The organism is Nonomuraea sp. NPDC050022, from assembly GCF_044460705.1.
GTDB lineage: Bacteria > Actinomycetota > Actinomycetes > Streptosporangiales > Streptosporangiaceae > Nonomuraea.
Map to the genome: position 1 here is coordinate 77,367 of NZ_JBITKE010000020.1, position 25,979 is coordinate 103,345.

Annotated in this window: 26 protein-coding genes and 1 tRNA gene; 21 read left to right on the plus strand and 6 right to left on the minus strand. The window is 67.4% G+C overall.

Features of this window, described 5'->3' with window-relative positions:
* Positions 1–267 precede the first annotated feature (267 nt).
* The gene (locus ACIBO2_RS54230; RefSeq protein ID WP_397304973.1) at positions 268–465 is read left to right on the plus strand and encodes a hypothetical protein; all 198 of its coding nucleotides are present in this window, start codon (positions 268–270) and stop codon (positions 463–465) included.
* Positions 466–575: 110 nt separating this feature from the next.
* Here ACIBO2_RS54230 and ACIBO2_RS54235 read toward each other — a convergent pair whose 3' ends face one another.
* Both ACIBO2_RS54235 and ACIBO2_RS54240 read right to left on the minus strand, forming a co-directional pair.
* Positions 576–1,400, minus strand: coding sequence for an inositol monophosphatase family protein (locus ACIBO2_RS54235; protein ID WP_397304974.1), 825 nt, complete (start codon positions 1,398–1,400; stop codon positions 576–578).
* The gene (locus ACIBO2_RS54240) at positions 1,397–2,269 is read right to left on the minus strand and encodes a DUF5919 domain-containing protein (protein WP_397304975.1); all 873 of its coding nucleotides are present in this window, start codon (positions 2,267–2,269) and stop codon (positions 1,397–1,399) included. The genes ACIBO2_RS54235 and ACIBO2_RS54240 overlap by 4 nt, the downstream gene beginning before the upstream one ends.
* A 154-nt stretch (positions 2,270–2,423) precedes the next feature.
* On the opposite strand from ACIBO2_RS54240, the gene ACIBO2_RS54245 reads away from it, so the two are divergent.
* The 10 genes from ACIBO2_RS54245 to ACIBO2_RS54290 all read left to right on the plus strand — a co-directional run bounded on the left by ACIBO2_RS54245 (position 2,424) and on the right by ACIBO2_RS54290 (position 9,835).
* On the plus strand, positions 2,424–2,588 hold the full coding sequence (locus ACIBO2_RS54245; RefSeq protein WP_357958976.1) for a hypothetical protein: 165 nt from the start codon (positions 2,424–2,426) through the stop codon (positions 2,586–2,588).
* A gap of 456 nt (positions 2,589–3,044) precedes the next feature.
* A complete protein-coding gene (locus ACIBO2_RS54250) occupies positions 3,045–3,785 on the plus strand; it encodes a GntR family transcriptional regulator (protein ID WP_397304977.1) in 741 nt (246 codons plus the stop codon).
* A 294-nt stretch (positions 3,786–4,079) separates the two neighbouring features.
* On the plus strand, positions 4,080–4,490 hold the full coding sequence (locus ACIBO2_RS54255) for a plasmid replication, integration and excision activator (protein ID WP_397304978.1): 411 nt from the start codon (positions 4,080–4,082) through the stop codon (positions 4,488–4,490).
* Positions 4,490–4,765, plus strand: a complete 276-nt coding sequence (locus ACIBO2_RS54260) for a hypothetical protein (protein ID WP_397304979.1) — start codon at positions 4,490–4,492, stop codon at positions 4,763–4,765. Before ACIBO2_RS54255 ends, ACIBO2_RS54260 begins: the two co-directional genes overlap by 1 nt.
* Positions 4,762–5,064 (plus strand): hypothetical protein, encoded by a 303-nt coding sequence (locus ACIBO2_RS54265; RefSeq protein WP_397304980.1) that lies wholly within the window; start codon positions 4,762–4,764, stop codon positions 5,062–5,064. The genes ACIBO2_RS54260 and ACIBO2_RS54265 overlap by 4 nt, the downstream gene beginning before the upstream one ends.
* A gap of 86 nt (positions 5,065–5,150) precedes the next feature.
* Positions 5,151–6,560 (plus strand): FtsK/SpoIIIE domain-containing protein, encoded by a 1,410-nt coding sequence (locus ACIBO2_RS54270; RefSeq protein WP_397304981.1) that lies wholly within the window; start codon positions 5,151–5,153, stop codon positions 6,558–6,560.
* A complete protein-coding gene (locus ACIBO2_RS54275; protein WP_397304982.1) occupies positions 6,557–6,709 on the plus strand; it encodes a hypothetical protein in 153 nt (50 codons plus the stop codon). The genes ACIBO2_RS54270 and ACIBO2_RS54275 overlap by 4 nt, the downstream gene beginning before the upstream one ends.
* Before the next feature lie 29 nt (positions 6,710–6,738).
* Positions 6,739–8,280, plus strand: a complete 1,542-nt coding sequence (locus ACIBO2_RS54280) for a replication initiator (protein ID WP_397305021.1) — start codon at positions 6,739–6,741, stop codon at positions 8,278–8,280.
* A gap of 11 nt (positions 8,281–8,291) precedes the next feature.
* Positions 8,292–8,498, plus strand: a complete 207-nt coding sequence (locus tag ACIBO2_RS54285) for a helix-turn-helix domain-containing protein (protein ID WP_397304983.1) — start codon at positions 8,292–8,294, stop codon at positions 8,496–8,498.
* Positions 8,498–9,835: a tyrosine-type recombinase/integrase gene (locus ACIBO2_RS54290; RefSeq protein WP_397304984.1), complete on the plus strand. Its 1,338-nt coding sequence runs from the start codon at positions 8,498–8,500 to the stop codon at positions 9,833–9,835. The genes ACIBO2_RS54285 and ACIBO2_RS54290 overlap by 1 nt, the downstream gene beginning before the upstream one ends.
* Positions 9,836–9,940: 105 nt before the next feature.
* Here ACIBO2_RS54290 and ACIBO2_RS54295 read toward each other — a convergent pair.
* A tRNA-Gly gene (locus ACIBO2_RS54295) sits at positions 9,941–10,011 on the minus strand.
* Positions 10,012–10,110: 99 nt separating this feature from the next.
* Between ACIBO2_RS54295 and dcd the strand changes: the two genes are divergently transcribed.
* The 3 genes from dcd to ACIBO2_RS54310 all read left to right on the plus strand — a co-directional run bounded on the left by dcd (position 10,111) and on the right by ACIBO2_RS54310 (position 12,928).
* Complete coding sequence (gene dcd, locus ACIBO2_RS54300) at positions 10,111–10,686, plus strand: dCTP deaminase (protein ID WP_358553299.1); 576 nt, start codon at positions 10,111–10,113, stop codon at positions 10,684–10,686.
* A gap of 614 nt (positions 10,687–11,300) precedes the next feature.
* Positions 11,301–11,918, plus strand: coding sequence for a DUF47 domain-containing protein (locus tag ACIBO2_RS54305; RefSeq protein ID WP_225294450.1), 618 nt, complete (start codon positions 11,301–11,303; stop codon positions 11,916–11,918).
* 5 nt (positions 11,919–11,923) lie between these two features.
* Positions 11,924–12,928: an inorganic phosphate transporter gene (locus tag ACIBO2_RS54310; RefSeq protein ID WP_357959007.1), complete on the plus strand. Its 1,005-nt coding sequence runs from the start codon at positions 11,924–11,926 to the stop codon at positions 12,926–12,928.
* Here ACIBO2_RS54310 and mshD read toward each other — a convergent pair.
* Positions 12,861–13,829, minus strand: coding sequence for a mycothiol synthase (gene mshD / locus ACIBO2_RS54315; protein ID WP_358553297.1), 969 nt, complete (start codon positions 13,827–13,829; stop codon positions 12,861–12,863). The genes ACIBO2_RS54310 and mshD overlap by 68 nt on opposite strands.
* A 108-nt stretch (positions 13,830–13,937) precedes the next feature.
* Between mshD and ACIBO2_RS54320 the strand changes: the two genes are divergently transcribed.
* Both ACIBO2_RS54320 and ACIBO2_RS54325 read left to right on the plus strand, forming a co-directional pair.
* The gene (locus ACIBO2_RS54320) at positions 13,938–15,722 is read left to right on the plus strand and encodes a bifunctional metallophosphatase/5'-nucleotidase (RefSeq protein ID WP_397304985.1); all 1,785 of its coding nucleotides are present in this window, start codon (positions 13,938–13,940) and stop codon (positions 15,720–15,722) included.
* 590 nt (positions 15,723–16,312) lie between these two features.
* Complete coding sequence (locus ACIBO2_RS54325; RefSeq protein WP_397305020.1) at positions 16,313–17,323, plus strand: IS30 family transposase; 1,011 nt, start codon at positions 16,313–16,315, stop codon at positions 17,321–17,323.
* A 114-nt stretch (positions 17,324–17,437) separates the two neighbouring features.
* On the opposite strand, the gene ACIBO2_RS54330 is transcribed toward ACIBO2_RS54325, so the two are convergent.
* A complete protein-coding gene (locus ACIBO2_RS54330) occupies positions 17,438–18,898 on the minus strand; it encodes an MFS transporter (RefSeq protein WP_358553293.1) in 1,461 nt (486 codons plus the stop codon).
* A gap of 256 nt (positions 18,899–19,154) precedes the next feature.
* On the opposite strand from ACIBO2_RS54330, the gene ACIBO2_RS54335 reads away from it, so the two are divergent.
* The 5 genes from ACIBO2_RS54335 (at position 19,155) to ACIBO2_RS54355 (ending at position 24,365) form a co-directional block, all read left to right on the plus strand.
* The gene (locus tag ACIBO2_RS54335; protein ID WP_397304986.1) at positions 19,155–19,970 is read left to right on the plus strand and encodes a DeoR/GlpR family DNA-binding transcription regulator; all 816 of its coding nucleotides are present in this window, start codon (positions 19,155–19,157) and stop codon (positions 19,968–19,970) included.
* A gap of 83 nt (positions 19,971–20,053) precedes the next feature.
* Positions 20,054–21,103, plus strand: coding sequence for an alcohol dehydrogenase catalytic domain-containing protein (locus ACIBO2_RS54340; RefSeq protein ID WP_397304987.1), 1,050 nt, complete (start codon positions 20,054–20,056; stop codon positions 21,101–21,103).
* Between the two features lies 1 nt (position 21,104).
* Positions 21,105–21,941 (plus strand): class I fructose-bisphosphate aldolase, encoded by an 837-nt coding sequence (locus ACIBO2_RS54345; RefSeq protein ID WP_397304988.1) that lies wholly within the window; start codon positions 21,105–21,107, stop codon positions 21,939–21,941.
* A gap of 7 nt (positions 21,942–21,948) precedes the next feature.
* A complete protein-coding gene (locus ACIBO2_RS54350; protein WP_358553285.1) occupies positions 21,949–23,388 on the plus strand; it encodes an FGGY family carbohydrate kinase in 1,440 nt (479 codons plus the stop codon).
* Positions 23,385–24,365 (plus strand): D-glycerate dehydrogenase, encoded by a 981-nt coding sequence (locus ACIBO2_RS54355; RefSeq protein ID WP_358553283.1) that lies wholly within the window; start codon positions 23,385–23,387, stop codon positions 24,363–24,365. Before ACIBO2_RS54350 ends, ACIBO2_RS54355 begins: the two co-directional genes overlap by 4 nt.
* Here the strand turns inward: ACIBO2_RS54355 and ACIBO2_RS54360 are convergent.
* Positions 24,322–25,713 carry an ATP-binding protein gene (locus ACIBO2_RS54360; protein ID WP_358553280.1) on the minus strand — a complete coding sequence of 464 codons (1,392 nt, stop codon included), beginning with the start codon at positions 25,711–25,713 and terminating at the stop codon, positions 24,322–24,324. The two genes, ACIBO2_RS54355 and ACIBO2_RS54360, sit on opposite strands and share 44 nt — an antisense overlap.
* Positions 25,714–25,979 lie beyond the last annotated feature (266 nt).

Consider the following 25,979-nt stretch of genomic DNA (forward strand, 5'->3'; position numbering starts at 1 on the left):
CGGGTCGATGGCAGGCGGGATGATCAGGCTTCCACCACAGCCACCTACGGCCCTGGCACCCCGCACGGCGATCATCCCGGAGCCGGAGCGCCCCCGCCGGAGGCATGAAAGGGGTTGTCTGTGCGCCTGTTGAGGCTCCTTGCGGACTGGTTCTGGCGAGTAGATACGTTCTTGGGTGGCGATGTTAAGCCGCATCGCGGTCAGCGGTTCGCTGCGGCCCATCCTGTGCGCCTCGGGTTGATCGTAGGCCCTGCCTTCGGAGGGCTCTTGGGCGTCATCGTGTTGATCAGTGCCGCGCTCGGGGCGGAAGACGCCCTCACGCTGGTTTCCTTGCTCGTTTGCCTCGGCGGTGCGGTCCTCATGGGTGTCTTCTTCGTGGGCCTGGGCTACTTCGGGCGTCGGCAGCAACGGCACTACGGGTATTACCCGCATGAGGCTCAGGATGAGCCTGGTAGCAATGCATAGCGGCCCGCGCGCGTCGCACGCGAGAACGGCCCCCAGGCCGCACGCGCAGCGTGCGGGCGTGCGCGGGCCGCGCTGCGGCGCTTGCGCCGCAGCCTTGATACCTACAAGAACTATTCGGCAGTGCGCTGGCTGTATCTCGCAGCCTTACGTGCCTCAGCGATGAGTTCAACGAGATCAGCAATCAGCTTCGGGCTTGCGGCGATGGTCGCGTGAGCGGTCATGCTGTGCGGGCTTCCATCAATGTCGACCACGGCGGCTCCGGCTTCGCGGGCGATGACGACACCTGCGGCGGTGTCCCACGGGTTGTTGCTCAGCATGATGTTGGCGTCGATCTTGCCGTCCGCAACCCACGCCAGGTCGATCGCGGCTGAACCGAACATCCGAACGCGCTGAACCCGCGCCGCCAGCTCATGAGTCAGAGCGAAGCGGGGCCGGTTCCGCTCGTGGGCGTTCTCCCCCACGGCATAATCGCCCAGAGCCACGATGGCGGACTCCAAGTCGCGGGCATCACTCACCCGGATGTCGGATCCGTTGGCTTGGGCTCCTGCTCCTTCTGCGGCGATGTAGCGGATGCCGAGCAGCGGCAGATCGATGACCCCCAGCGTGGGCATGTCCTTATCGACCAGGCCGAGAGAGACGCCGCAGAGTGGGATGCCGTGCAGGAAGTTGGCCGTCCCGTCCACCGGGTCGAACGCCCACATCAGACCATCACCAATGTGGCTGACGCCCTCCTCTTCGCCGAGGAATCCGATCTCAGGTGTCTCTCGGGACAGAAACTCGCGTACGACCTGTTCGACGGCGTAATCCACCTCCGTAGCCATGTCCCGATCGCCCTTGGCCGTGACGACGCCAGGAGCCTTGGTCCGGATAATCTCGCTGGCCATCGACACGGCGTGTTCAGCGACGGGGAGGAGGGTCCGGGCGTCGATGGTCATACGGGTTCGCTCCGCTCCCACATCTCGTTGAACACCTGGTCGAAGACCGGAAACAGGCCGTCAGCAGCGGTGTTATCTCTAATAACCAAGGTAGGTGAGTCAACTCCGCGGGCCTGCGGCAGGTATGGCTGCACCACGCAGAACGCCCGGTCCACGATCAAGAGGTTGAACCGGATCGTCTCGTCGTAGACGTGCAGTTCAAGGCGCTGAGCCGATGCGGTGTCGAGCCGGTCGCGCAGTCTGGTCAGCATGGTGATGTTGAGCGCCGTGAGGGTCGTCAACGTGCTGTCTGTGTAGCGCTCTTCTGCCTCGCGTGCGCGGATCGCCTGGCCCTTCGGGTCGAGGAAGAGGCACCGGATCCGGGTGCCGGAGTCCAGCAAGCGTTTGAGCTGGTGATCGGGATAACCCTGGCAAAGCACATTGAGCGACAGGCCCGCCGCGTTGATCTCCTTCGCGCTGTCGAACAGAGTGGAGGCGGGATAGGCGGAGGAGAAAGCAGAGCGGCTGCTGAAGACAGCGGTCACATCGGCCATCTGCGGCATGGCGCAGATCTCGGTCTCGGGGTCGGCGCTTCTGGCTGGCTCCGGCTCTGTCCTCGGTGTGGGCACTTCGGCGGTGTTCGTGGAGAACAGTTCGTGGGCCGACCTGCCAGGGAACATCGCCTCCAGGACACGGCAGTGGCCGGAGTACGGCAAGCCCTTGAGTTCGCCGGTCAGCCAACGGTGGAGTTGCGCCCGGCTCGGCCAACCGCCCTGCAACGAGGGGTCCACCTTCTTGGCCGCCTTGTCGTACTCCTTACAGAACGTGCTGTATGTCTGCCAGTGGCGTTGCGTCAGGAGCGTCTTCAACAGGATCGGCTGGTCAGTCATGATCCGCGCCTCGGGCTGGGGTGCCATATGGGCCCAGGTTAGCGACAGAGACGAGCGAGGACGAGACAAAGAGGAGACGGAAAGAGACAAGTCGATCACAGACGGTACCTGGGAGCGATCGAGACGTGACAGGGCCTCGGGCAATCCTCGTTGCATGACTGCGCGATGTGTTTCCTGCTCGGGGCGGGGCTGGAAGTACGTGAGCCTGCGCCGCGTCCTGGTGGCGGCCGAGAACTCCGCTGACGCCTCTTCCGGCGAGCGACACCGGGACGACTGCTGGCGATGCAACGGGACCGGCAAGGCAGGGGCACTGTCGTGAGCCTGATTGCCGACTGCCTCAGCTTCCATGTCGCCCCTGCCCGTCCGGATCACATGCGCCTGGTCTGGCGAGACCCTTTCAAGGCGGAGGAACGCGTCCGCGTGGCCGCCTGGACCTGCGACTGCGTGGACACGGTGTACGAGCTCTGCCATGCAGCCGGCCAGGCCTACATCCGCAGAACTCAGCGGAGCCACAGGTCGATGCAGAGCCATGAGACCTACCGATGGCGGTTCAGCGAGGCACAAGGTGTCTGGCTGGCTCTGCTCGACGGTGGGGCTCGATAAAGCAGGCGTGACGGTGGGCTTATACCGGGTGCCCGTGGCCGTCGCGTCTCGGTTGGTGGGGGACGTCTGTTGCGCAGTCAGATAGTCCCCCACCATGCCGAACGTTTCCTCGCCTGAGGGGAAGACAGGCCGTCCAACTCGAACTAGGCTTAACGACAAGTCGAGTTGTTGGATGGTCGTCATGTCGTCTGAAGAGTTCGCGCCGCCGAAGTACGCCCAGATCGTGCAGGCGATCAGGCAGAAGATCGCGGACGGAACCTATCCCCCGGGCTCTCTGCTGCCTTCCGAGACTCAGCTTGTCCGTGAGTTCAGGGTGAGCCGTCCCACCGTCGTGCGGGCGCTCCAAGTCCTCCAGCTTCGGGGCATCATCGAGCGGGAGCACGGCAAGGGATCCTTCGTAAGGGCGACTCCGCCCGTCTCGGCGGATCAGAGCACCCGGCCTGGGCGGGCTGTCCTAGATCGAGTGGAAGCCGAGGAGAACTGCTCGGTCGTTGACGCCGGACCACTCACCGCGACCGCCTCGGTGGCGAAGCTCCTTGACGTGCCCGAGGGGGCTCCCGTGGTACGGCGTCGCGTCCTGTTTCGCGACGCTGAGCAGCCCACCGACCTCGTTACCGTCTGGTGCCCGGCACATCACGCCGATGGCACGCAGCTCAGCGAGGCAGCGCCACTGTCAGCCGGCATCAGGCAGCATCTCGCGGCAAGCAAGGGTCTCAAGCTCCAACACGTCGTCGAACGTCTGAGTGCCCGACACCCCTCGACCGACGAGGCCAAGCTCATGGAGATCCGCAAGACCACGCCAATTCTCGGGGTGCTGGCGAGTGTGTTCAATGGCGGAGGACGGCCCGTACTTGTCGTGGACTTGGTGCTGCCCGGCGACCTTCACGAGCTAGAAGACTCATATTCGCTCTAGCTCATAGCCCGTTCCTGCGGCCTTCTTGCTGCCCTACGCTCAGCCACATTTAGGATGATTATTCGCTTTAGGGCTCTATTTTCCTAATTTGTGAGCCTATGTCAGGCCCGTTGCCGGTTATGTTCCGATCGCCGCACTTTGTCGCAATGACTTATGGGCTGATTTGTCGGACGCATAAAAAGATCTTGAAGATTTCCCGCTAACTCGTGTTGTCAAGTCGTCGACCCATGGGTACCTTCATGACAACTCGACAATACGAGTTAGCGACAAGACGACAAGCTAGGAGCAAGCCTCATGGCACTGCAAGGTCCCATCCCCGTCACGTTCGACATGGTCTTCCCGCACGGCTGCTACATCGTTGGCGAGGTCGAGCCCGTCAAGGACTTCGACGCCTCGACCAACGGGCGCTTCGTCCAGGCACGCGACAAGCAGTCGGGCGAGCTCGTCTGGCAGGTCACCGTCATGGACGCGGACCCGTCGCTCAAGGCCGCTCAGAAGACGGTGGCCGTGAAGATCCTCAACCCGGTGCAGCCAGTTCCTCCGGCTCCCATGCCGGGGCTGCCGTTCACGCCGGTGGACTTCGACCACATGGCGGTCACGCCGTACGTCAACCAGGCCGGGCGGCTGGCGTACTCGATCAAGGTTCGCGAGATGCGCGCTCCTCGTCCCGCTGCCAAGGCGACCGCGAGCAAGGACGCGGCGTGATGGGGCGGCGCAAGGTTTTCCCGGCCAGCACGATCAATCTCAAGGCCGGTCAGGGCGCCGACGTGCGCAACCATCCGTATCCACTGCGATCGCCCGTCCTGGGGCTGGTCTTCGGCGGCACTCAGGTGCTTGTCACCACCTCAGCGAACGATCACGTCACCCTCGACGACGTCGAGTTCGCTCGGAGTCTGGCGCGCGAGGCCGCGATGTTCGCCAGCGCGGTGGAGCGCATGTTCCACGGCCTGCCGAACGGGCTGGGGGTGGCGGGCCGATGACTCGTAACCCGTACACCTACATCACCGTGTCCATGCGTCCGGGCGAGCCCTCGCGGGTTGGCGTCTATTTCAACTCGGTGGACCTGCGGGCTCGTGCCTGGCTGGGCGAGGGCGGCAGGCCCTGCTTCGACCTGGACACCTCGGACGCCTCCGTGACCGTCTCAACCGCGGGACCTGTGACCGATCAGGACCTCACCGTCGCTCAGGAGATCTTCAACACCGCCGCTCGATATCTCGCTGACTGCGAGCGACTGCACTCCGAGCAGACAGCCAAGGCCACCGCGGACGAGGCGGCCTGATGTTCAGCGGGGCCGCAGGAAGCGGCAACTTCCGGCGGCCCCTCGGTCTTCCGCACACACCACATGCTTGGAAGGACTTCACCCTAATGTTCAAGAGGTTGCCCGGCGACGAGCCGCACCGCATCGTCTCCACCACCCCTGACACGGCGGTGGTCTTCAAACCGGCCGTGGTCCCTACCCCGGCGATCATCACTCTCATCATCTTCACCGCGCGGTTCGTCGCCGGTCTGGTTCGCCTCGTCTGGCGGCATCCGTTCGCACTGACCGTGGCCGCCGTTCCGGGCGCGCTCTGTTTCGCGTACGGCTGGCGCGTCGCGCTGCTGCTCGTCACTCCGGCCCTCGCCGGACTGATCGCCTGGGCGATCCTCGACAGGCCCACGTTCGCGCGGTGGGTCGGCTGGCGACTGATGGCGTTCGCACGCTGGTTCTGGATCTACCGGCGACACTGGCAGCCGGTCATGACCGTCTCCGGTCTGGCTCGGCACATACGCGGACGGGAGTACGTTCCACGGCTGGTCAAGGTCACCTGCGACTCGTGGGCCGACCGGATTACCGTCCGCATGCTCGACGGCCAGGCAGTCAAGGACTGGACCGACAAGATCGAGAACCTTTCCCATGGCTTCGGCTCGGAGTCATGCCGGGTCTCGGTGGCGAAGGCCGGTCGTCTCGTGCTGACCTTCCCACGCCGTGATCCGCTGGCCACACCGATACCGGCGCTTCCCGTTTCAGACATACCGACCGTGGGACCGGTCGAGGTCGGCAAGCAGGAGGACGGCTCTCCTTGGCTGCTCCGGGTGCACGGAACTCACGTCCTGGTCGCTGGTGCCACCGGGGCGGGCAAGGGCTCGATCATCTGGTCAGTGGTGCGTGGGCTCCTGCCTGCCATGCGGGCGGGCCTAGTGGAGGTCTGGGCGCTCGATCCGAAGCTGATGGAACTGTCGTACGGGAAGGCGCTCTTCGGCGGTCGGTACGCGGCCGATCCCGCTGACTGTGCTGACCTGCTCGACGAGGCCGTGAGCGTCATGCAGAAGCGCGCGGCTCGTTTCGCCGGGGCGCAACGCTCGCACACGCCGACCCTCGACCATCCCTTCGTCCTAGTTGTGGTCGACGAGGTGGCGTTCCTGACCGCGTACCAGTCCGACAAGCAGCTCAGGCAGCGTATCTCCGCCGCCCTGGCCACGCTGACCACCCAGGGGCGCGCGGTCGGCTTCGGCGTCCTGGCGGCTCTCCAAGACCCGCGCAAGGAGGTCATGAACATCCGCAACCTCTTCCCGGACAAGATCGCCCTTCGGCTCGACGAGTCGGAACAGGTGGACATGGTTCTCGGCGACGGGGCGAGAGATCGCGGCGCGCTGGCCGACCTGATCTCCCCTCGTCCTGAGAGGGGCGCTGGCGTCGGCTACGTCCGGCTGGAGACCAGTCCCGATCCGATTCGCGTCCGGGCGGCGTACGTCTCCGACGAGGACATCCGCGCGATGGTCGGTGAGGTCGAATGACGCTCGCCCACTTCCTCGATGGCCTGCGCTGCGCTGTTTGCCGCGCCCTCAATGTCCTGTGGCTCGACCCGCTGCGTGGCCTGGTCGAGTGCCGCGAGTGCGGACAGACCGCGCTCGCCTTCCCCGAGATCGGAGAGGAGGTCCGTTGACCGACCGAAAGACTCCGCGCGCTGTCCGCATGGCTCAACCGCTCGCCCGCGATGTGGCCGAGGAGATCGCCAAGCTGCACGGCGTCTGCATCCGTCCTATCGCCCTCAAGCGGCTCGACATGACCACCGGCAAGACAGAGGTCGTCGATGTCCCGTGCGGCTCACCGCTGGAGAGCAAGTGCCCTCCCTGCGCGAAGCGCAACCGGCAGCTCCGCATGGCCCAGTGCCGTGAGGGCTGGCACCTCGACGAGGAGCCCATCATCACGCCCGACGAGCCGACCGACGGGCAGCGCTGGCTCGTCGAGTTCCGGGCTGACATGCAGGCGAAGCGGGACAGCGAGGAAAAGGCCGGCGGCGACACCACCGACTTGGACGCCGTGCTCACCGGGCTCGACATCGAGATCAACGAGGCTGGGATGCGGGGGAACGTGCTGGGTCGTACGGCCTCCAAGCGGGTCCGCTCGACCAAGCGCCGCCAGGACGCACCGGACCTCCCCAAGCAGAAGATGGCCAGCACCACGCTGGGGCGGACCTTCGAGGCTGCGGACGGCAAGACCTACCGGCCCTCGCTGTTCGTCACGCTCACCCTGCCCGGCTATGGCAAGGTCATGAACGGCGCGCCCGTCGATCCTGACAGCTACGACTACGTGCGGGCGGCCCGCGATGCGCTGCACTTCTCCAAGCTCGTGGACCGGTTCGTGCAGAATCTTCGCCGTGTGGCGGGCTATGACGTGCAGTACTTCGCCACTGTGGAGCCTCAGAAGCGGCTCGCGCCGCACCTGCACATGGCCATCCGCGGCACTCTGCCACGCGCGGAGATCAAGCAGATAGCGGCGGCCACCTATCACCAGGTCTGGTGGCCCCAGGCCGACGAAGCACGCTTCGAGGGCGAGCACCTGCCCGTCTGGAACGACGGCATCGGCTATCTCGACCCTGGCACGGGCGAGGTCCTGCCCACCTGGGACGAAGCTCTCGACCAGCTCGGGGACGAGCCCATGCATGTGATCCGCTTCGGCGATCAAGTGGACGTCAAGGGTGTGCTCGCCGGGTCGCCGGACGCGGACCAGTGCATCCGGTACCTGTCCAAGTACCTCACCAAGAGTCTCGGGGAGACCTTGGACGGTCAGGCGCAGCGGGAGCACGCAGCCCGGTTCGTCGATGCCCTGCGCTACGAGCCGTGCTCACCCACCTGCCCTAACTGGCTGCGGTACGGCATGCAGCCCAAGAGCGCCAAAGCCGGGATGGTGCCCGGCCACTGCCGGTCCAAGGCGCACAAACCGGAACACCTCGGCTACGCGGGCCGTCGCGTCCTGGTCAGCCGGAAGTGGTCGAACAAGACGCTGGCAGAACACAAGCAGGATCGCCGCACTTGGGTGCTTGAAGCTCTCGGGCAACCGGACGAGACACCCGACCCGCACCGGTACGTCTGGCGTCCCATCAAGGCTGGTGACCCCGATCTCGCCCCGATCGGCGTCCGGCTACTCCGATCCGTCGCAGAGCGCCAACGCTGGCGCGCTCACCTGCAACGACTCGAAGAACAGAATCTTTCGGCAACTCGACCAGCGGCCTGAAGGAGGCGACTTTGGACCAACTGTTCACCGTGCCAGAGGCGGCCAAGCTGCTGCACACCTCGGTTCGCTTCGTGCGCCGACTCATCGCCGAACGTCGCATCGAGTTCGTGAAGGTCGGGCGGCACGTCCGCATCCGTGAGTCAGCGCTGATCACCTTCGTCGTCGCGGGCACCGTCGCGCCCATGACGACCTTCGACGCAACCGGGAAGGCCGCCTGATGGCGAACAAGGACAACCATCGCCGTTTCGGCAACATCCGGAAGCTGCCCTCTGGCCGGTTCCAGATCCGTTACCCCGGTCCGGACGGGCGCATCAGGACCGGAGAGGACACCTACGAGCGCAAGGGCGATGCGGATAGGGCGCTCACCCTGATCGAGGGACAGATCCTCTCCGGTGAGTGGACGGATCCGGAGCGGAGCAAGATCAAGCTCGCTGAGTATTCGGCAATCTGGATCGACCAGCGCCCCGGCCTCCGGCCCAGGACGGTGGACCTGTACCGCTGGCTGCTCAAGAAGCACATCGCCCCGCACCTCGGCGCGGTTCCCCTCGGGAAGCTCTCGACGGCGATGATTCGGCAGTGGCGTGCTGATCTTTTGAGCAAGGGTGTCTCGGTCAGCATGGCGGCCAAGGCTTACCGGCTGCTACGCGCCGTCCTGATGACCGCAGCCGAAGACGACCGGATCATCTCGCGCAACCCGTGCAGGATCCGCGGGGCCGGTGACGAGAAGGCGGAGGAACGGCCCGTCCTCACCGTGTCTCAGGTCTTCGCCCTGGCCGACGCGATCGGGCGTCGCCCTATCGGCAACATCCGGAAGTCCGGCAAGGCGTACCGGCTCCGGTTCCAGCGGCATGGCGAGATGCGAACTCATCCCGAGGTCTTCACCACACGAGCAGCAGCCGAGCAGGCTCTTTGGAAGATGCTTCACAAAGGACAGGCCGACGGCATCCACAACCGGCGCTTCCGGGCCTTCGTCCTGCTGGCCACCTTCGCGAGCCTGCGATGGGGTGAGATCACCGCGCTGACCCGCAGTGACATTGACCTCGACGCCGGAACGGTACGGATCAAGGCCGCATACGTCGAGCGCTCCACCGGCGAGTTGGTGATCGGGCCGCCAAAATCCAAGGCTGGCCGGCGCGTGGTCGGCATCCCGCAGGCGATCATCCCGGCGCTCCGGGAGCACCTGCAGATCTTCGTCAAGCCGGAACAGGGCTCTCTCGTGTTCGCGGGCATCAAGGGCGGTCCAATGCGGCGGAGCGGCTTCAACAAGCTGGCCGGATGGACGGAGGCCGTACGCGCGCTCGGCCTTCCTGGTCTGCATTTCCATGATCTCCGTCACACCGGGAACATGATCGCCGCAGAGTCCGGGGCGGGGCTCAAGGACCTGATGGCCCGGATGGGTCACGACAACGTCAGAGCCGCGATGATCTACCAGCACGCCGTCAGAGGTGCCGACAAGGTGATCACGGAAGCGATCGACAAGCACTTGATCGGGCACGAACGGGCACGCGAAGACGGCGAGGATGATCCGCCTGATGTGCTCGCCCCGGTCGGCTGATCGCAGACCTAATGGCACGCTAATGGCACGCAGAGATCAACAACCCTAGACAAGATCAAAGCCCAGGCACCGAGTTGATCGGTCTACCTGGGCTTTCACTATGAGAGCGGGTGACGGGAATCGAACCCGCGCTGTCAGCTTGGGAAGCTGATGTTCTGCCATTGAACTACACCCGCATCGGCCGTAGCCGCGACCACCACTCTAGCGGAAACTCGGCCCACATCAGCCAGCCGTGCCCCCCGAGTTTCCCACCGGCACGCGGTAGGTTGCTCTGCGTGCTGCTATCTGACCGCGACATCATGGCCGAGATCGACTCGGGACGCCTGGCCCTCGATCCGTTCGATCGGGACATGATTCAACCGTCCAGTATCGACGTCCGGCTCGATCGGTTCTTCCGGGTGTTTGAGAATCATCGGTATCCGCATATCGATCCGTCCGTGGAGCAGCCGGATCTGACGCGGATGGTGGAGCCTGACGGGGATGATCCGTTCATTCTGCATCCCGGGGAGTTCGTGCTGGCCTCGTCGTACGAGGTGATCAGCCTGCCCGATCACCTGGCGTCGCGGCTGGAGGGGAAGAGTTCGCTGGGGCGGCTCGGGTTGTTGACTCACTCGACTGCCGGGTTCATCGATCCGGGGTTCAGTGGGCACGTCACGTTGGAGCTGTCCAATGTGGCCACGTTGCCGATCAAGCTGTGGCCGGGGATGAAGATCGGGCAGCTGTGTGTGTTTCGGTTGAGTTCGCCGGCTGAGCATCCGTACGGGTCGTCGAAGTACGGGTCGCGGTACCAGGGGCAGCGGGGGCCGACGCCCTCCCGATCGTTCCGGAACTTCCATCGGACGAAGATCTGATGATGATGATCCGTTGAAGGTCTCTGACGAAGGTCGGATGCTCTGGGGCGTTTGAGCGCGAGCTGTGCTGTGCTGTTGGGGGCTTGCCTGGGGTGCGGGCGTCCCCCGGAGTAGGTGCGGGCGTCCCCCGGAGTGCCGGCGTGTCTCAGGTGGCTGGCGGGCGTCCCCCGACGTACTGGCGGGTCTCGGGTAGCCGGCGGGGCGCCTCTGAAAACTGGCGGGCGGCTTGCGGAGAGCAGCGCGTCTCCAGCGTCCGACCTATGAGCAGCGGCGATGCGCCTGCCGGTAGACACAAGACGTCCGAAGCCACAAGACGTCCGAAGCCACAAGACGTCCGAAGCCGCAAGACGTCCGAAGACACGCCCCAACAACCCACGACCGGACTAGCGGTGGTCCGGAAATGTCACCAAGATGGACTGGACAAGCGGTGACCGCAACCCACGGCCAAGTCTCCCCCACATCGCCGTGGAAAAAGGGCAACCAAAGTACCAACTGGCCCGGTGTCGCACACCATACGGAGGGTAGCCAGTAGGAGAAGGGGACATGAAGTTCGCATTTCTCCTGGTAACCCGTACTCTCTACCACGGACCATCCCCGCACATCTGGAGAACGACGTGCGCCTGCGTCTCACGCCACGTGAGGACAGCTACTATGACCTGTTCGCCGACTCCGCGAACAACCTGGTCACGGCATCCCGTCTATTGGTCGAGATCATTAGTGAGGGATCGGACAGGGAAACCCTGGCCGAAAAGATGCGCGCCTGCGAGCACGCCGGGGACGAACGCACCCATGCGATCATGAACCGCCTCAATGAGAGCTTCATCACTCCGTTCGACCGTGAGGACATCTACCGCCTCGCCTCGAACCTCGATGACGTGATGGACGCCATGGAGGCGGCATCCGATCTCATCGTGCTCTACCAGATCGATCACCTCCCCAAGGACGTCGTCCGCCAGGTGGAGGTGCTGGAGCGGGCCGCCGAACTGACCGCCGAGGCGATGCCGCGCCTGCGGTCGATGAAGAACCTCAACGAGTACTGGATCGAGGTCAACCGGTTGGAAAACCAGGGCGACCAGGTCTACAGAAGGCTGCTGGCCAAGCTGTTCAGCGGTGAGTACGACGCGTTGACGGTCATGAAGATGAAGGAGGTCGTCGACGCGCTCGAAGAGGCGGCCGACGCCTTCGAGCACGTCGCCAACACGGTCGAGTCGATCGCGGTCAAGGAAAGCTAACCTCTGTGGACCTTTCGCTCGCCCTCGTCATCGGCGTGGTCGTCATCGCACTGGCCTTCGACTACACCAACGGGTTCCACGACGCGGCGAACGCCATCGCGACCTCGGTCTCGACTCGCGCGCTCACGCCCAGGGCCGCGTTGTTCATGGCCGCCGCGATGAACTTCATCGGCGCCCACCTGGGCACCCAGGTCGCCGCGACCGTCGGCAAGGGCATCATCGACGCGCCGGACGGCTCGCATGGCCTGGTCATCGTGGCCTCGGCGCTCATCGGCGCCATCTGCTGGAACCTGATCACCTGGTACTTCGGCCTGCCCTCCTCCTCCAGCCACGCCCTCATCGGTGGCCTGGTCGGCGCGGCCCTCGCGTCGGCCAGTGCCGTCCACTGGGACGGCGTGCTGGAGAAGGTGGTGGTCCCGATGGTGCTCTCGCCGCTGCTCGGGTTCACGCTGGCCGGCGCGATCATGATCGCAATATATTGGATCTTCCGCAACAGCCAGCCCGGCAAGACCAACCGCGGCTTCCGCTACGCGCAGACCGTCTCGGCCGCCGCCATGGCGCTCGGCCACGGCCTGCAGGACGCGCAGAAGACGATGGGCGTCATCTTCCTGTCCCTCGTCGTCGGCGGCTACATCAGCCCGGGGTCGGAGATCCCGCAGTGGGTCATCCTCGCGTCGGCGGGGGCGATCTCGCTCGGCACGTACTCCGGCGGCTGGCGCATCATGCGTACGCTGGGCCGCCGGATCATCGCGCTCGACCCGCCGCAGGGCTTCGCCGCCGAGTCCGCGGCGGCAGTGGTCCTGTACACGGCGGCGATCGGGTTCGGGGCGCCCATCTCCACCACGCACACGATCACCTCGGCGATCATGGGCGTCGGCGCCACCAAGCGGCTCTCGGCCGTGCGCTGGGGCGTCGCGGGCAACATCGTGACCGGGTGGATCCTTACGATTCCGGCTGCGGCTCTGGTGGCCGCTGTGTCCTACTTTGCCCTGCATTGGGTGGTGGAATAACGGCATACATCACGTCGACGTCCCAGCGGTCGAAGCCCAGGGACTCGTACAGGCGGATCGCCGCCGTGTTGGCCTCGTCCACGTAGAGCATCGCCTGGGCGAGGCCACGCGCGCGTAGATGGTCCAGACCCGCCAGCGTGAGCGCCTTGCCCAGCCCGGTGCCCTGCTGGGAGGGGTCGACGCCGACGACGTACACCTCGCCGATCGGTTCGTGGCCGTGCTCCGACGAGCCGTGGATCTTGGTCCAGTGGAAGCCGGCCAGCCGCTCGCCGCGGAAGGCCAGGAAGAAGCCCTCCGGGTCGAACCAGGGCTCCTGCTCGCGCTGGCGCAGGTCGCTCGCCGTCCAGGCGCCCTGTTCTGGGTGGTGGGCGAAGGCCGCGGCGTTGACCTTGAGCCACGCCTCCTCGTCCTGACCTGGTACGAAGGTGCGCAGCCGTACTCCCTCAGGCATCTCGAAAGCGGGCAGCGGCGAGGACAGGGACCGGCGCATCTGCCAGAGCGAGCGCACGCGCTCGAACCCCGCCGACGCCGCCAGGACGCCCGCGCCCTCATGATCGCCGTGCGCCCACAGGCGCAGGCTGCCACCCGACACCTCGAGTACGGCCCGCAGCAGCCGCGTGCCATGCCCCTTCCGGCGGCGAGCCGGGTGGATGGCCAGTTCGCCGCTGGGACCCTCGACCTCGTCGGTGGGATCTATGTGGGCATAGCCCACCAAAGCCTCATCTTCGTCGTACAAGAGCAGGGAACGGGCCTGCGGATCACCGCCATAGCGCAGGTGGAGCATGACATGCTCGTTGAGCGGGCGGACGCCGTCGGCCTCCGTCGCCGCGTCCACCACGCCGAGCACCTGAGCGATTTCGCGGTCATCAAGTCGTTGTCTGATCTCCACGTGCGCTGTCACAGTCCGAACTCTAGGGGTACTGCTGGCAAATAACGCCATGTGGCGGGCCGATGAATCGTTACCTTTGCGACATTGGCTGCATAGGTTCCGGCCGTAACGTCTTAGGCCATGACCTCACGTTCCCTCCTCCGGCTAGTGCTGGCCGGAGCCGTCGCCGCGGGCGGGTTCGCCGCGGCGACCGCCCCCGCGAACGCGAGCAAGGCACCCAAGACCGTTCCGGTACGGCTGCTCGCGCTCAACGACTTCCACGGCAACCTCGAACCCCCGACCGGATCCTCCGGCCGGATGGTCGACGAGAACGGCGCCACCGTCGAGGCGGGCGGCGCCGCGTACGTCGCCACGCACATGAAGGCCCTCAGCGACAAGAACACGATCGCGGTGGCCCAGGGCGACCTGATCGGCGCGAGTCCGCTGATCTCGGCGGCCTACCACGACGAGCCGTCCGTCGAGTTCATGGGCAAGCTCGGGCTCAAGGTGGCCGCGGTCGGCAACCACGAGTTCGACGAGGGATACACGGAGCTGCGCCGGATCATGAAGGGCGGCTGCCACCCGGTGGACGGGTGCTCGCCGGCCGGCACGTGGAAGGGCGCCCAGTACGACTACGTCGGCGCCAACGTGCTGTTCAAGAACCCGAACGAGAAGTCCGACGCGCTCGCGGCGCTGGGCGCGCCGCAGAGCCAGGTCAAGAAGCTGATGAGCGACTGGGGCGTGCCCGCCCTGCCGCCGGTCAGCGTCAAGTGGATGAACGGCGTGCCGATCGGCTTCATCGGCCTGGTCACCCAGACCACCCCGAACATCGTCACCGCCGAGGGCATCAAGAACCTCAAGTTCGTGGACGAGGTCAAGGCCGCGAACCTGGCGTCCAAGCTGCTCAAGCTGGTGGGCGTCAAGGCCCAGGTCGTACTCGTGCATGAGGGTGACCAGGTGACGGCGGGCCAGTCGCCGGACGCCTGCAGCGCCGTCCCGGGCGCGGGCAACCGCATCGCCACGCAGGTCGACCCCGAGATCGACGTGATTCTCAGCGGCCACTCGCACCAGGCGTACCTGTGCAAGGTCAAGGACCCCGCAGGTCAGGACCGCCTGTACTCGCAGGGTGGCTCGTTCGGCCGCGTCATCACGAAGGTCGATCTCAACGTGAACGTCAAGACGCGGGACATCGACCGCGCCTCGGTGGTGGCGGACAACCAGATCGTGACCCGTACGGTCACCCCGGATCCCGAAATTTCCGCCTTCGTGCAGACCTGGAAGGACCGGGTCGCCCCGGTCGCCAACAAGCCCGTCGGCCGGATCACCGCGGACATCACCAACACCGCGGCCCCCAGCGGCGAGTCCGCGCTCGGCGACCTCATCGCCGACGGCCAGCTGGCCGCCACCAAGACCGGCGGAAACGCGCAGATCGCCCTGATGAACCCGGGTGGCGTTCGGGCCTCGCTCACCTTCGCCGGCTCCGCGGCGGGCGAGGGCGACGGCGTGGTCACCTATGGCGAGGCGTTCACCGTGCAGCCGTTCAACAACCTGATGCAGGTCGTGACGCTGACCGGTGCGCAGCTCAAGACGGTCCTGGAGCAGCAGTTCACCGGCGGGCCGAATGCCCAGCCGTTCACCAAGATCCTCCAGCCGTCGGCGAACTTCACCTATACCTACAGCAGCGGCGCGGCGTGGGGGTCCAAGGTGTCGAACATGAAGATCGACGGCGTCGCGGTGACAGACGCGCAGACGATCCGGGTCGCGGCCAACAACTTCCTGGTCGGCGGCGGTGACGCCTTCCTCGGCTTCAAGGACGGTACGGACCTCTGGAGCGGGCCGCTGGACATCGACGCCTTCGTCGACCAGCTGGGCCGCGACAATCCGATCGCCCCGCCCGCCACGACTCGCATCACCGTAACCCCCTAGCGAACTAGCGAGGGGCCCGCTTCTGCTCGGGTTCATGTGGTCGTCGCAACACCTCGATCTGAGGAGTTGCGACGACCATGTCGTTGTCGGAGGGGTCATCGCGTGAGTGCGATGAGTTGTTGAGGCTGGTCGATGCCGGGGTTTCGGTGCGGTCGGCGGCGACGGCGTTGGGCCTGCCGAGTTCGCGCGCGTATGCGATCTTGCGGGCGGATGGTCGGGGGACGGGGCGTGCCAAGACCGTGGTGACCGACGAGCATCGCCGGCGGGTGCTCGCGGTCTTCGCGGAGTCGGGGAGCGTCAACCGGGCGGCGATCGCCGCTGGGCTGAGTCATGGGGCTGCCCGGCGGGTCCTGGTCGGTGCCGGGGTGATGGCGGCCGAGGCGAGGCCTGCGGGTAAGGAAGCGGCCAAGCGGCGGTTCCTGGAGCTGATCGGGCAGGGTTGGCCATCGGCGCGGGCCGCGCGGGAGGTGGGCGTACATCCACGTACCGGACGGGACTGGCGCAGGGGTGTTCGCAAGTCCAACAACACACGGGTCTATCCCGACGGCACGGTTGTGGACTCGGGCTCGGGTACCCGCTACAAGGCTTCCATGATCGATCCTGTCGAGGCCGAGGTTCATAGCCGGTATCTGTCGTTGACCGACCGGCTGGCGATCGCCGACGGGTTGATCAACAAGCAGACGGTCACCGAGATCGCTGAGGGGATCGGCAAGCACAAGTCGACGGTCTCGCGTGAGATCGCTCGGCACTCGCTCGAGGGTGTCTACCCGCCGCACCGGGCTCACCGAGCCGCTGCCGCCGCGCGGGCCCGCCCCAAGACCTGCAAGCTGGTCGACCATAGAGTGTTGCGTGAGCAGGTCGAACAAGGTCTGGAACGGAAGTTGTCTCCCGAGCAGATCTCCCACAGGCTCGTCAAGGACTTCCCCGATGACGAGAGCATGCGCGTGAGCCACGAGACGATCTACCAAGCCCTGTATTTTCAGGCCCGCGGCGGCCTCAAACGCGAGGTTCAAAGAGCGTTGCGGACCGGCAGGACCCGCCGCAAACCGCAACGCCAGCCAGGGCAGCGGCAGCATCGGTTCGTCGAGGAGATGGTGATGATCGCCGACCGGCCCGCCGAGGTCGAAGACCGTGCCGTGCCCGGCCACTGGGAGGGCGACCTGATCATCGGCGCGAACAACCAGTCCGCGATCGCCACCCTGGTCGAGCGGACCACCCGCTACACCATGCTGGTGCACCTGCCCCACGGCCATGACGCTGAGCAGGTCCGCGACGGATTGATCCAGACGATGTCGACCCTGCCGGCCCACCTACGCGGGTCACTGACCTGGGACCAGGGCTGCGAGATGGCCCAGCACAAGCAGTTCACCATGGCCACCGACATGGCCGTCTACTTCTGCGACCCACACTCGCCCTGGCAGCGCGGCACCAACGAGAACACCAACGGCCTGCTCCGGCAATACTTCCCCAAAAGCACCGATCTGAGCGTCTACGGGCCCGAGGACCTGGAACACGTCGCCCAAGAACTCAACGGACGTCCACGCAAAACGCTCGACTGGGACACCCCAGCCGAGCGCTTGCGTGATCTACTGACCACCTAAAACACCAGCGGTGTTGCAACGACCCCTTGAAACCGCCCTGACAACGAGAAGCGGGCCCTTCTTTCTTCGTCGCCTGACGCTCTCTTCCGCCCGATGCTCTTCTTCGCCTGATGGTCAGCCGGCGATCGGCTCCACCTTGCGGATCAGGAGGCCGAAGCAGAGCGCGCCCAGCACCGCCACCACACCGGTCACCAGCAGCGGGACCACGAACGACCCCGTGGCCTGGGCGAGGGCGCCGATGACGATCGGGCTGAGCGCGCTGGCGATGTTGGCCGCGAAGTTCTGCAACCCGCCGAGCGTGGCGACCTGGTGCGCGGGCGCGACGTCGGCGGGCAGGCACCAGAGCGACACGATGGCGAACGCGATCGCGGCGTAGCTGATGCTCAGCAGGGTCAGTGCCAGCGCGGCGCTCTCCACCAGGACGGCGGCCGCGACAGTGGAACTCAGCAGCATGCCCGCCACCAGGCAGGTCTTCCTGGCCCTGGTGAGGCTCCAGCCGCGCTTGAGCAGCCAGTCACCGGCGATCCCGCCCGCCCAGCCACCCGCCACGGCCGTCAGACCGGGGATCATGCCGAAGAAGCCCAGCTTGAGCAGGTCGAAGCCGCGATCCTGGACGAGGTAGCTCGGGAACCAGGTGAGGAAGAAGGTGACCACGAAGTTCAGGCAGGAGAAGCCGCCGATCATGCCCCAGACCACGCGGTGCCGCAGCAACCACGCCACGCTCCCACGCCGCTCCGGCGCGAAAGAAGTACCGGGCGTGCCGGTCGGGGCGCCACCGGAGGCGCCGGGCGAGGTAGCGGACGAGCTCTCGACAGACGTACCGGTCGAGGTAGCGGACGAGCTCTCGACAGACGTACCGGTCGAGGTAGCGGACGAGGTGTCGACAGACGTGCCGGTCGAGGTAGCGGCGGACGTGCCGGTGATGTGGGCGCGTTCGGCGGCGTTCGGCTTGGGGTGGGACTTCGGTGAGCGGTAGTACGACCACCACCCGATCGTCCACAGCACCCCCAGAGCGGCCATCACCACGAACGCCGCATGCCACCCGAACCCCGCGATGATCGCCGTGATGATCGGCACCGCCAGCGCGGACCCGATGCGGGCGCCACTGTCATAGAAAGCGGTCGCCCTCCCCCGCTCACTGGGCGGGAACCACAGCGACACCGCCTTGGCGCTGGCCGGATAGGCGCCGCTCTCGCCGATGCCGAGGCCGAGCCTGAAGCCCAGCAGCACGCCGAAGCTGCTGGCCAGCGCGGTGAGCCCGGTGAACACCGACCACCACAGCACGCACGCCCCGTACATGATCCGGGCGCCGAACCGGTCGATGAGCCAGCCCGCGGGCAGCTGCATCACCGCGTACGTCCAGGAGAACGCGCTGAGGATCAGCCCCTGCTCGGTCGGGGTGAGGCTCAGGTCCTGGGTCATGAAGGGCAGGGCGACGGAGAGCGCGGCCCGGTCGACGTAGTTGATGGCGAGTCCGCCGAAGCAGAAGGCCGCCACCACCCACCGCACACGGGTTGCCCGGCCCCTGTCGGGAGCCGGTGATCGTGGCGCTGCGGCGGTCTCGTGCTTCACCATGCTGACCTCCTCGCGAGATTACGGCACGGCACCAATTTGATCGTTTCGCTCAGAGCCTGCCGTGCTGTGATGTGGTTAACAGGATGCTCGTTACACGCAACCTCGCTGTCAAGACCTGGAAACAAACGCGCAATCAGGGCGTCGTTCCGAGTTAAACGCTCATATCAATGAGCGATTCGCGCAGAGACTTGACAAGCAACTCTGCTCGATACAATCATCAAAATGACCGATTCAATCATCCAGAAGGTGGTGCACGGTGAGCCGTTTGCCCAGCAGGGCGCGCCGCGAGCGCATCATGGAGCTCCTCGCCGCCCACACGGACGGCACCGTCGAGGTGGAGCGGCTGAGCGAGACGCTCGACGTCTCCCTCGCCACGGTCCGCCGCGACCTCGCCCAGCTGCGCGAGGAAGGCCGCATCACCAGGACGTACGGCGGGGCGGTGCTCGGCGGCGGCACCACCGAGATCTCCGTACGCCAGCGCCGCATGAAGCACGTACGGCAGAAGGACGCGATCGCCCGCCAGGCCGCCGAGTACGTCGAGGACGACCAGGTGGTCCTGCTCGACGCCGGCACGACCACCGAGCGGCTGGCCCGCTACCTGCTGGGCAAGTCCGGGCTCACCGTCTTCACCAACGGCCTCGGGGCGGTCAACACGCTGGTGGAGGAGGAGGGTGTCGACGTCGTGGTGATGGGCGGGCGGCTGCGCCGCATCAACCAGACCATGACGGGTCCGGGGGCTGAGGAGATGGTCAGGGGGCTGTACGCGGACATCGCCTTCCTGGGCGCCGACGCCGTGCATCCCACCCGGGGCATCGCCTCGCGCACCTTCGAGCAGAGCTCGCTGAAGACGCTGATGAGCCAGCACACGCGCCGGCTGGTCGTGGTGGCCGACTCCGCCAAGCTCCTGGACGACGCCAGCTCCTACTGGTCGCCGATCGATCGCCCCTGGACGCTCCTCACCGACGACGGGGCCGACCCCGAGGCGCTGGCCGCCCTGCGCGCGGCGAGCGGCGGCGACCTGCGGATCGTGGTGTGCCCGACGACGGACCTCCCACCGACCGACATGCAATGACCACCGCCCTCCCGCCGACCCGCACGCACCGACCCCCACCGACCCGCAGGCAGCGACGACCGACCCCCACCGAGCGAGAGGCCATGATGAAACAGGCAGTGTTGCGCGCCCCAGAGCGCCTGGACGTGTCCCAGGTCGAGCGGCCCGCGCTGGAGCCGGGCGACGTCCTGGTCCGCGTGGAGAGCTCCCTCGTGTGCGGCACCGACATCCGTATCTACCAGGGCACCAAGAAGCGGAACGTCACCTATCCCACCGTGATGGGTCACGAGTTCGCCGGGACGATCGCCGAGGTGGCCGGCGCCCTGCCGGCCGGGCTGTCCATCGGGGACCAGGTGGCGGTCTATCCGCTGGTGCCGTGCGGCGCCTGCGTGGCGTGTGTCAAGGACCGCGGCAACATCTGCCGCAACCGGGTCGCCTTCGGCTACCAACTGCCCGGCGGTTTCTCCCAGTACGTCCGGGTGCCCGCGCAGGCGGTCGAGGCGGGCAACCTGGTGCCCGTGCCCGGCGTGTCCGCCGCGGAGGCCGCCATCGTGGAGCCCCTGGCCTGCGCCTACAACGGCCAGCTGCTGGCCGGCGCGCCGGGCGCGGAGACCATGCTGGTCAGCGGGTGCGGGCCGCTGGGGCTCATGCACGTACGGCTGGCCAGGGAGCTGGGCGTCCCGCGGGTCGTGGCGGTCGATCCGATCCCGGAGCGGCTCGAAGCCGCGCTGGCGTCCGGGGCCGAGCTCGCGCTGTCCCCCGGCGAAGGCGCCGCGGCCGACGTGCTGGAGTGGACCGGCGGGGCGGGCGTCGACGTGCTCATCGCCGCCGTGGGGCGGCTCGACGCCGTGCATCCCTACCTGACCTGTCTGGCGCCCGGTGCCAGGGTCAGCATGTTCGCGGGGTTCGGTGGCGAGGGCAGCGTGCTGGAGATCCCGGCCAACGACATCCACTACAACGAGTGGTCCGTCGTGGGCGCCTCCTCGTGCCGGCTCGACGGCTTCACGAAGATCGCCGAAATGATCTCCGCGGGCGAGCTCAGGGTGGATGACCTGGTCGGCACCCAGTTCCCGATAGACGACATGGCCAAGGCCATCGACCTGGCCGCTTCAGGCCGCGACCTTCGCGTCGGCATATCTCCTTGGAAGGACTGACATGACGGCTTACGCCACACTCGATATCAACCCGACGGGCACGACCAGCGCTCTGGGCCGGACGATCCGGCTGCGCCGGCTGTTCGGCGCCACGGGCCGGACGGTCACCGTGGCCCTCGACCAGGCGGTGCCGCGCGGCGTCGCCCCGCGCCTGGCCGGGATCGCACCCACGTACGACGGCATCGTGGCGGCGGGTCCCGACGCCGTGACGATGTTCAAGGGCATCGCCGGGCACGTGATCGCCCACAATCCCACGCGCGTCCCCTGGATCCTCAAGGCGTCGACGTTCTCCGTGGACTTCCACGCCCACTACGACGCGGTCGTGGCCACCGTGTCCGACGCGATCCGCCTGGGCGCCGAGGCGGTCGCCGTGGGCATCAGCGCCGGGTCCTCCAACCAGGCGCGCGACCTCGAACTGCTGTCGGGCGTCGTGGAGAGCGCCGGCGCGGTCGGGCTGCCCGTGGTCTGCCACGCCTACCCCAGCGGGGAGCTGTGGGAGGACAGGAAGGGCAGCGTCGAGGCGATCCTGTACGCCGCCAGGGCCGCCGCCGAGCTGGGCGTCGACGTGGTCAAGACCTGGTACTCCGGCTCGACGGAGACCTTCCGCGAGATCGTCGAGGGCACGCCCGCGATCGTCGTGGCCGCCGGCGGCGCCAAGGCCGACAGCCCGTTGCAGGTGCTCCGGCAGGCGGCCTCGGTGATCGAGGCGGGCGGGCGAGGCGTCACCTTCGGCCGGAACGTGTGGGGCGCGGAGGATCCCGGCAAGATGGTGCGTGCCCTCCGCGCGGTCGTCCATGAGGACGTCGAGCCGGAGAAGGCCGCGGAGCTGCTGAAGTAGGGACCACATGGCCACCTATCTGGGGATCGACCTCGGCACATCGGCGACCAAGACCGTCCTGGTCGACGGCGCCGGCCGGGTGCTCGCCCGCGGCCGCGCCGACCACCGTCCCGCTCACCGGCAGGCGCGGGGCCGGGTGGACACGGCGGAATGGGCGCGCAGCGTGCGGCTGGCCTGCCACGATCTCGGCGACGCCACCCGCGCCGACGCCGTGGGCCTGGCCGTGCACTGCCCGGTCGCGATCCCGCTCGACGACGCCGGCGATGCCGTCGCGCCCGGCCTGTGCTGGGACCATCCCGCGCTTCCCGACCTCGTGGAGGCGTACGCCAAGGCACGCGGCGACGAGGCGGCCGCCCTGGTGGGCAATGCCGCCTTTCCGGCCACTGCCATGGGGCTGGCCTGGCGGTTCTTCGCCGAGCACGAGCCGGAGACCTTGGCTCGTACGCGCACGATGGGGTTCGTCGGCACCTGGCTGGGGCACCGGCTGACCGGCCGCGACGCGATCGACCCCACGCAGGCCTCCTACAGCGGCCTGTTCGCCTGCACCGACGGCTGTGACTGGATCGACGACCTCGCCGAGCTGGTGGGGGTGCCCAGGCACGTCCTGCCGCCGGTGGTCCCGTCGCTGTCACCCCTCGGTGCTCTCCTTCCCGAGGCCGCCGCCGAGCTGGGGCTGCGCCCCGGCATCCCGGTCGTCACCGGGGCGGCCGACACGGCGGCCGCCGCCTGCCTGCTCGACATCCACGGGTCTCGCGCGCCGCTGTACACGGTGGGCACGACGCATGTGGTCACGCGGAGCTCCGCCGTACCCGATCGGGCGCCGCGGGTGTTGCAGCGCGCGGACGTACGGCCGGGCAGATGGCTGTGGCATTCCGCGACCAACGGCGGCGTGGCTCTGTCGGTCGCGGCGCGGCTGCTCGGCTACGGCGACGCGGTGGAGGAGCTGATCGCCAGAGCCGGAGCGGCCACGATCGCGCAGGCCGAGGCGGCGCCCGTGTTCATCCCGCATGTGACACCCGAGCGCGGCCCGCTGTGGCTGGAACGGCCGCGCACCGCCCTGCTCGGCTACCTGCCCGATACCGACGCCTGGTCGGCGGCGTGGGGCGCGGTCGAGGGGGTGGCCTTCGCGGTACGCCTGATGCTGGGCGACTCCGCCCATGTCGTTATGGTGGGCTCGCTGGATTACGCCGGGATCGTGGCGGACCTGTTCGGACGGCCGGTCCATCTCGTGGAGGAGACGTACCTGCCCGCGATGGGAGCCGCGGCGATGGCCGCCGAGGGGACGGACGGGGTCATACTCCCCGCGCCGCCGTATCGGCGCATCGGCCCGCGTCCCGAGTGGGTGCACGTCGTCGCCGCGCGGTGGGAGTCGTACGGCGAGACCTGGGGCAGGATCGTGGGCCGCCCCGCCCCCACGGCACCCCCGATGAGCGAGGAGAGTCGATGATCTACGTGACCCGCACCCTGACCGACGCCGCCATGGCGCTCGTGCGCTCGCTCGGCCGACCCGTGGTGTGCGGCGAGGAGGACCCGCCCGACCGCGCCACGCTGCTGCGCCTGGCCGCGGGCGCGGAGGGGGTCGTGTGTACGCTCACCGAGCGCATCGACGCCGAGTTCCTCGACGCGGCGGGCCCATCGCTGCGGGTCGTCGCCAACACCGCGGTCGGCTACGACAACATCGACGTGGCCGCGGCCACCGAGCGCGGGATCCAGGTCACCAACACTCCTGGGGTGCTCGACGGCGCCACCGCCGACCTGACGATGGCGCTGATCCTGGCCGCCGCGCGCAGGGTGCTGGACGGCGACCGACTGCTGCGGGAGCGTACTCCATGGGTCTGGGGGCCGCGCATGCTGCTCGGGCTCGATCTCAGTGCCGGGGCGTCGCTCGGCGTGGTCGGCTACGGCCGCATCGGGCGGGCCGTGGCGCGGCGCGCCCGCGCGTTCGACATGGAGATCCTGGCCACGCCCACCTCCTCGCCGCTGCCGGAGGACGATGAGCGGGGCGTCGAGTTCGTCGAGCTGCCCGAGCTGCTGGAGCGCGCCGACGTGGTCAGCCTGCACTGCCCGCTCACCCCGGCCACCCGCCACCTCATCGACGCCGACGCCCTGGGCCGCATGAAGCGCACCGCGATCCTGGTCAACACCGCTCGTGGCGGCATCGTCGACGAGGACGCGCTGGTGAAGGCGCTGCGGGCGGGGACGATCGCGGGGGCGGCCCTCGACGTGTTCGAGGGCGAGCCGGCGGTGAACCCGGCGCTGGTCGAGCTCGGCAACACCGTGCTGACCCCGCACATCGGCAGCGCGGGCACGGCGACCCGCGAGCGGATGTGCCACCTGTCGGTGTCGAACGTCGCGGCCGTGCTGGACGGGCGCGAACCGCTCACACCGGTGAATCTCCATCCAGGTACAGCGGCAGACGGGTGACGAACTGGGCGCCTGGATGGTGGTCGGTGATCGTCAGGGTCCCCCGGTGCGCCTGGGCGATCTCTCTCGACAGGGCCAGGCCGAGTCCGCTGCCCTCCTTGTCCCTGGCCCGGCCCTCGGCCAGGCGGGTGAAGCGCTCGAAGACATGCTCGCGCTCCTCCGCCACGATACCCGCTCCGTCATCGGTGACCGTGATGTCGACGGTCCGGTCCCTTTGGTTGACCTCCACCTGGAGGTCGATCTTGGAGGTGGCGTGCCGGGTGGCGTTGTCGAGCAGGTTGGTCAGCAGCCGGTCCAGCTGGATGCGGGAGCCCATGACCGGTGCCTCGCCCATCACGTGGGTGACGACGCTGATGTCGCCTCCCGCACGGCGCCGCCCCTGCTCCTCCGCCAGCTGGCAGGCGTCGACGACGTGCCATTCGATGACGGCGCCCGCGTCGAGCCGGGCCAACATCAGGAGCTCCTCGATGATGTCCGTCAGACGGTCGGCTGACTTCAGGGCCCGGGCGCCCGTCGACGCCCAGTCCGTGTCGTCCGGGTAGGCGCTGGCCACCTCCAGCTGGGTGCGCAGCGCGGTGATGGGGCTGCGGAGCTCGTGCGAGGCGTCGGCCACGAAGCGGCGTTGCGTCTCGGCGGAGCGTTCCAGCCGGTCGAGGGTGTCGTTGGTGGTCACGGCGAGGTTGGAGATCTCGTCCCCGGCGCCGGGTACGGGAACCCGGCGGCTCAGGTCGTGACCGGTGATCTCGGCCAGCTCGGCCCGGATGCGTTCGACCGGGCGCAGGGTGTGGCCGACCACGACCCAGGTGATGCCCGCGACACCGAGCAGCATCAGTGGGGTGCCGAGGAAGATCAGGGCATAGAGCCACCCAAGTGCCCGGTTGACGTCGCTCAGCGAGGACGCGCCATACACGGTTATCAGGCCGTACGACGTCCGCGACTGCATGGCCATGACCAGGTACTTGGATCCGTGCTCCACACTGTCGCTGTCGCCGGTGAGCTCGATCTCGGTGGCATAGATCGTTTCCGGCTGGGGCAGCCGCAGGTTCGCGATGGGGGGCTGCCCTCTCAGGTTGTGGCTGGAGGCGAGGACGATGCCCTCGGCGGAGACGACCTGCAGGAGGGGTACGCGGGCCGGCGCCGGGAGCAGGCTGCGCAGCTCCTTCGTCCGGGCGTCGTTGGCCACTCGCCGTACGGCCAGCTCCACCCGGTTCTGCACGGCGCCGCGGAGGTTGCCCGGCAACGTGCTCAGGGTGAGGCCGACCGTGGCGGCGAAGACCACGGCCGCGACCAGAGTCGCGATCATGGTCAGGCGCGCCCGCATCGAGCAGGGGAAGATCCTTTTCACCATTCCATGGTCCCTAGCATCACTATCTGTGACACTTCCCCATTATGCCGCGAGGAACAGCATTGACACTGACCTGCTGATATATCTACCTTTACAGCGCTAAATTGTCGCGGAGAGTAAGGGACCCCACTGTCGGCGACGCCTTGGTTTCACTGCTGGCGATGCCTTGGTTTCGCTGTCGGCGATTCCGCGGTCGGTGGTTTCGCTGCTGGCGATTCCGCTGTCGGCGTGCACGGCTACCGGGTGGCGACCGGGATCGGCAGGGTGGT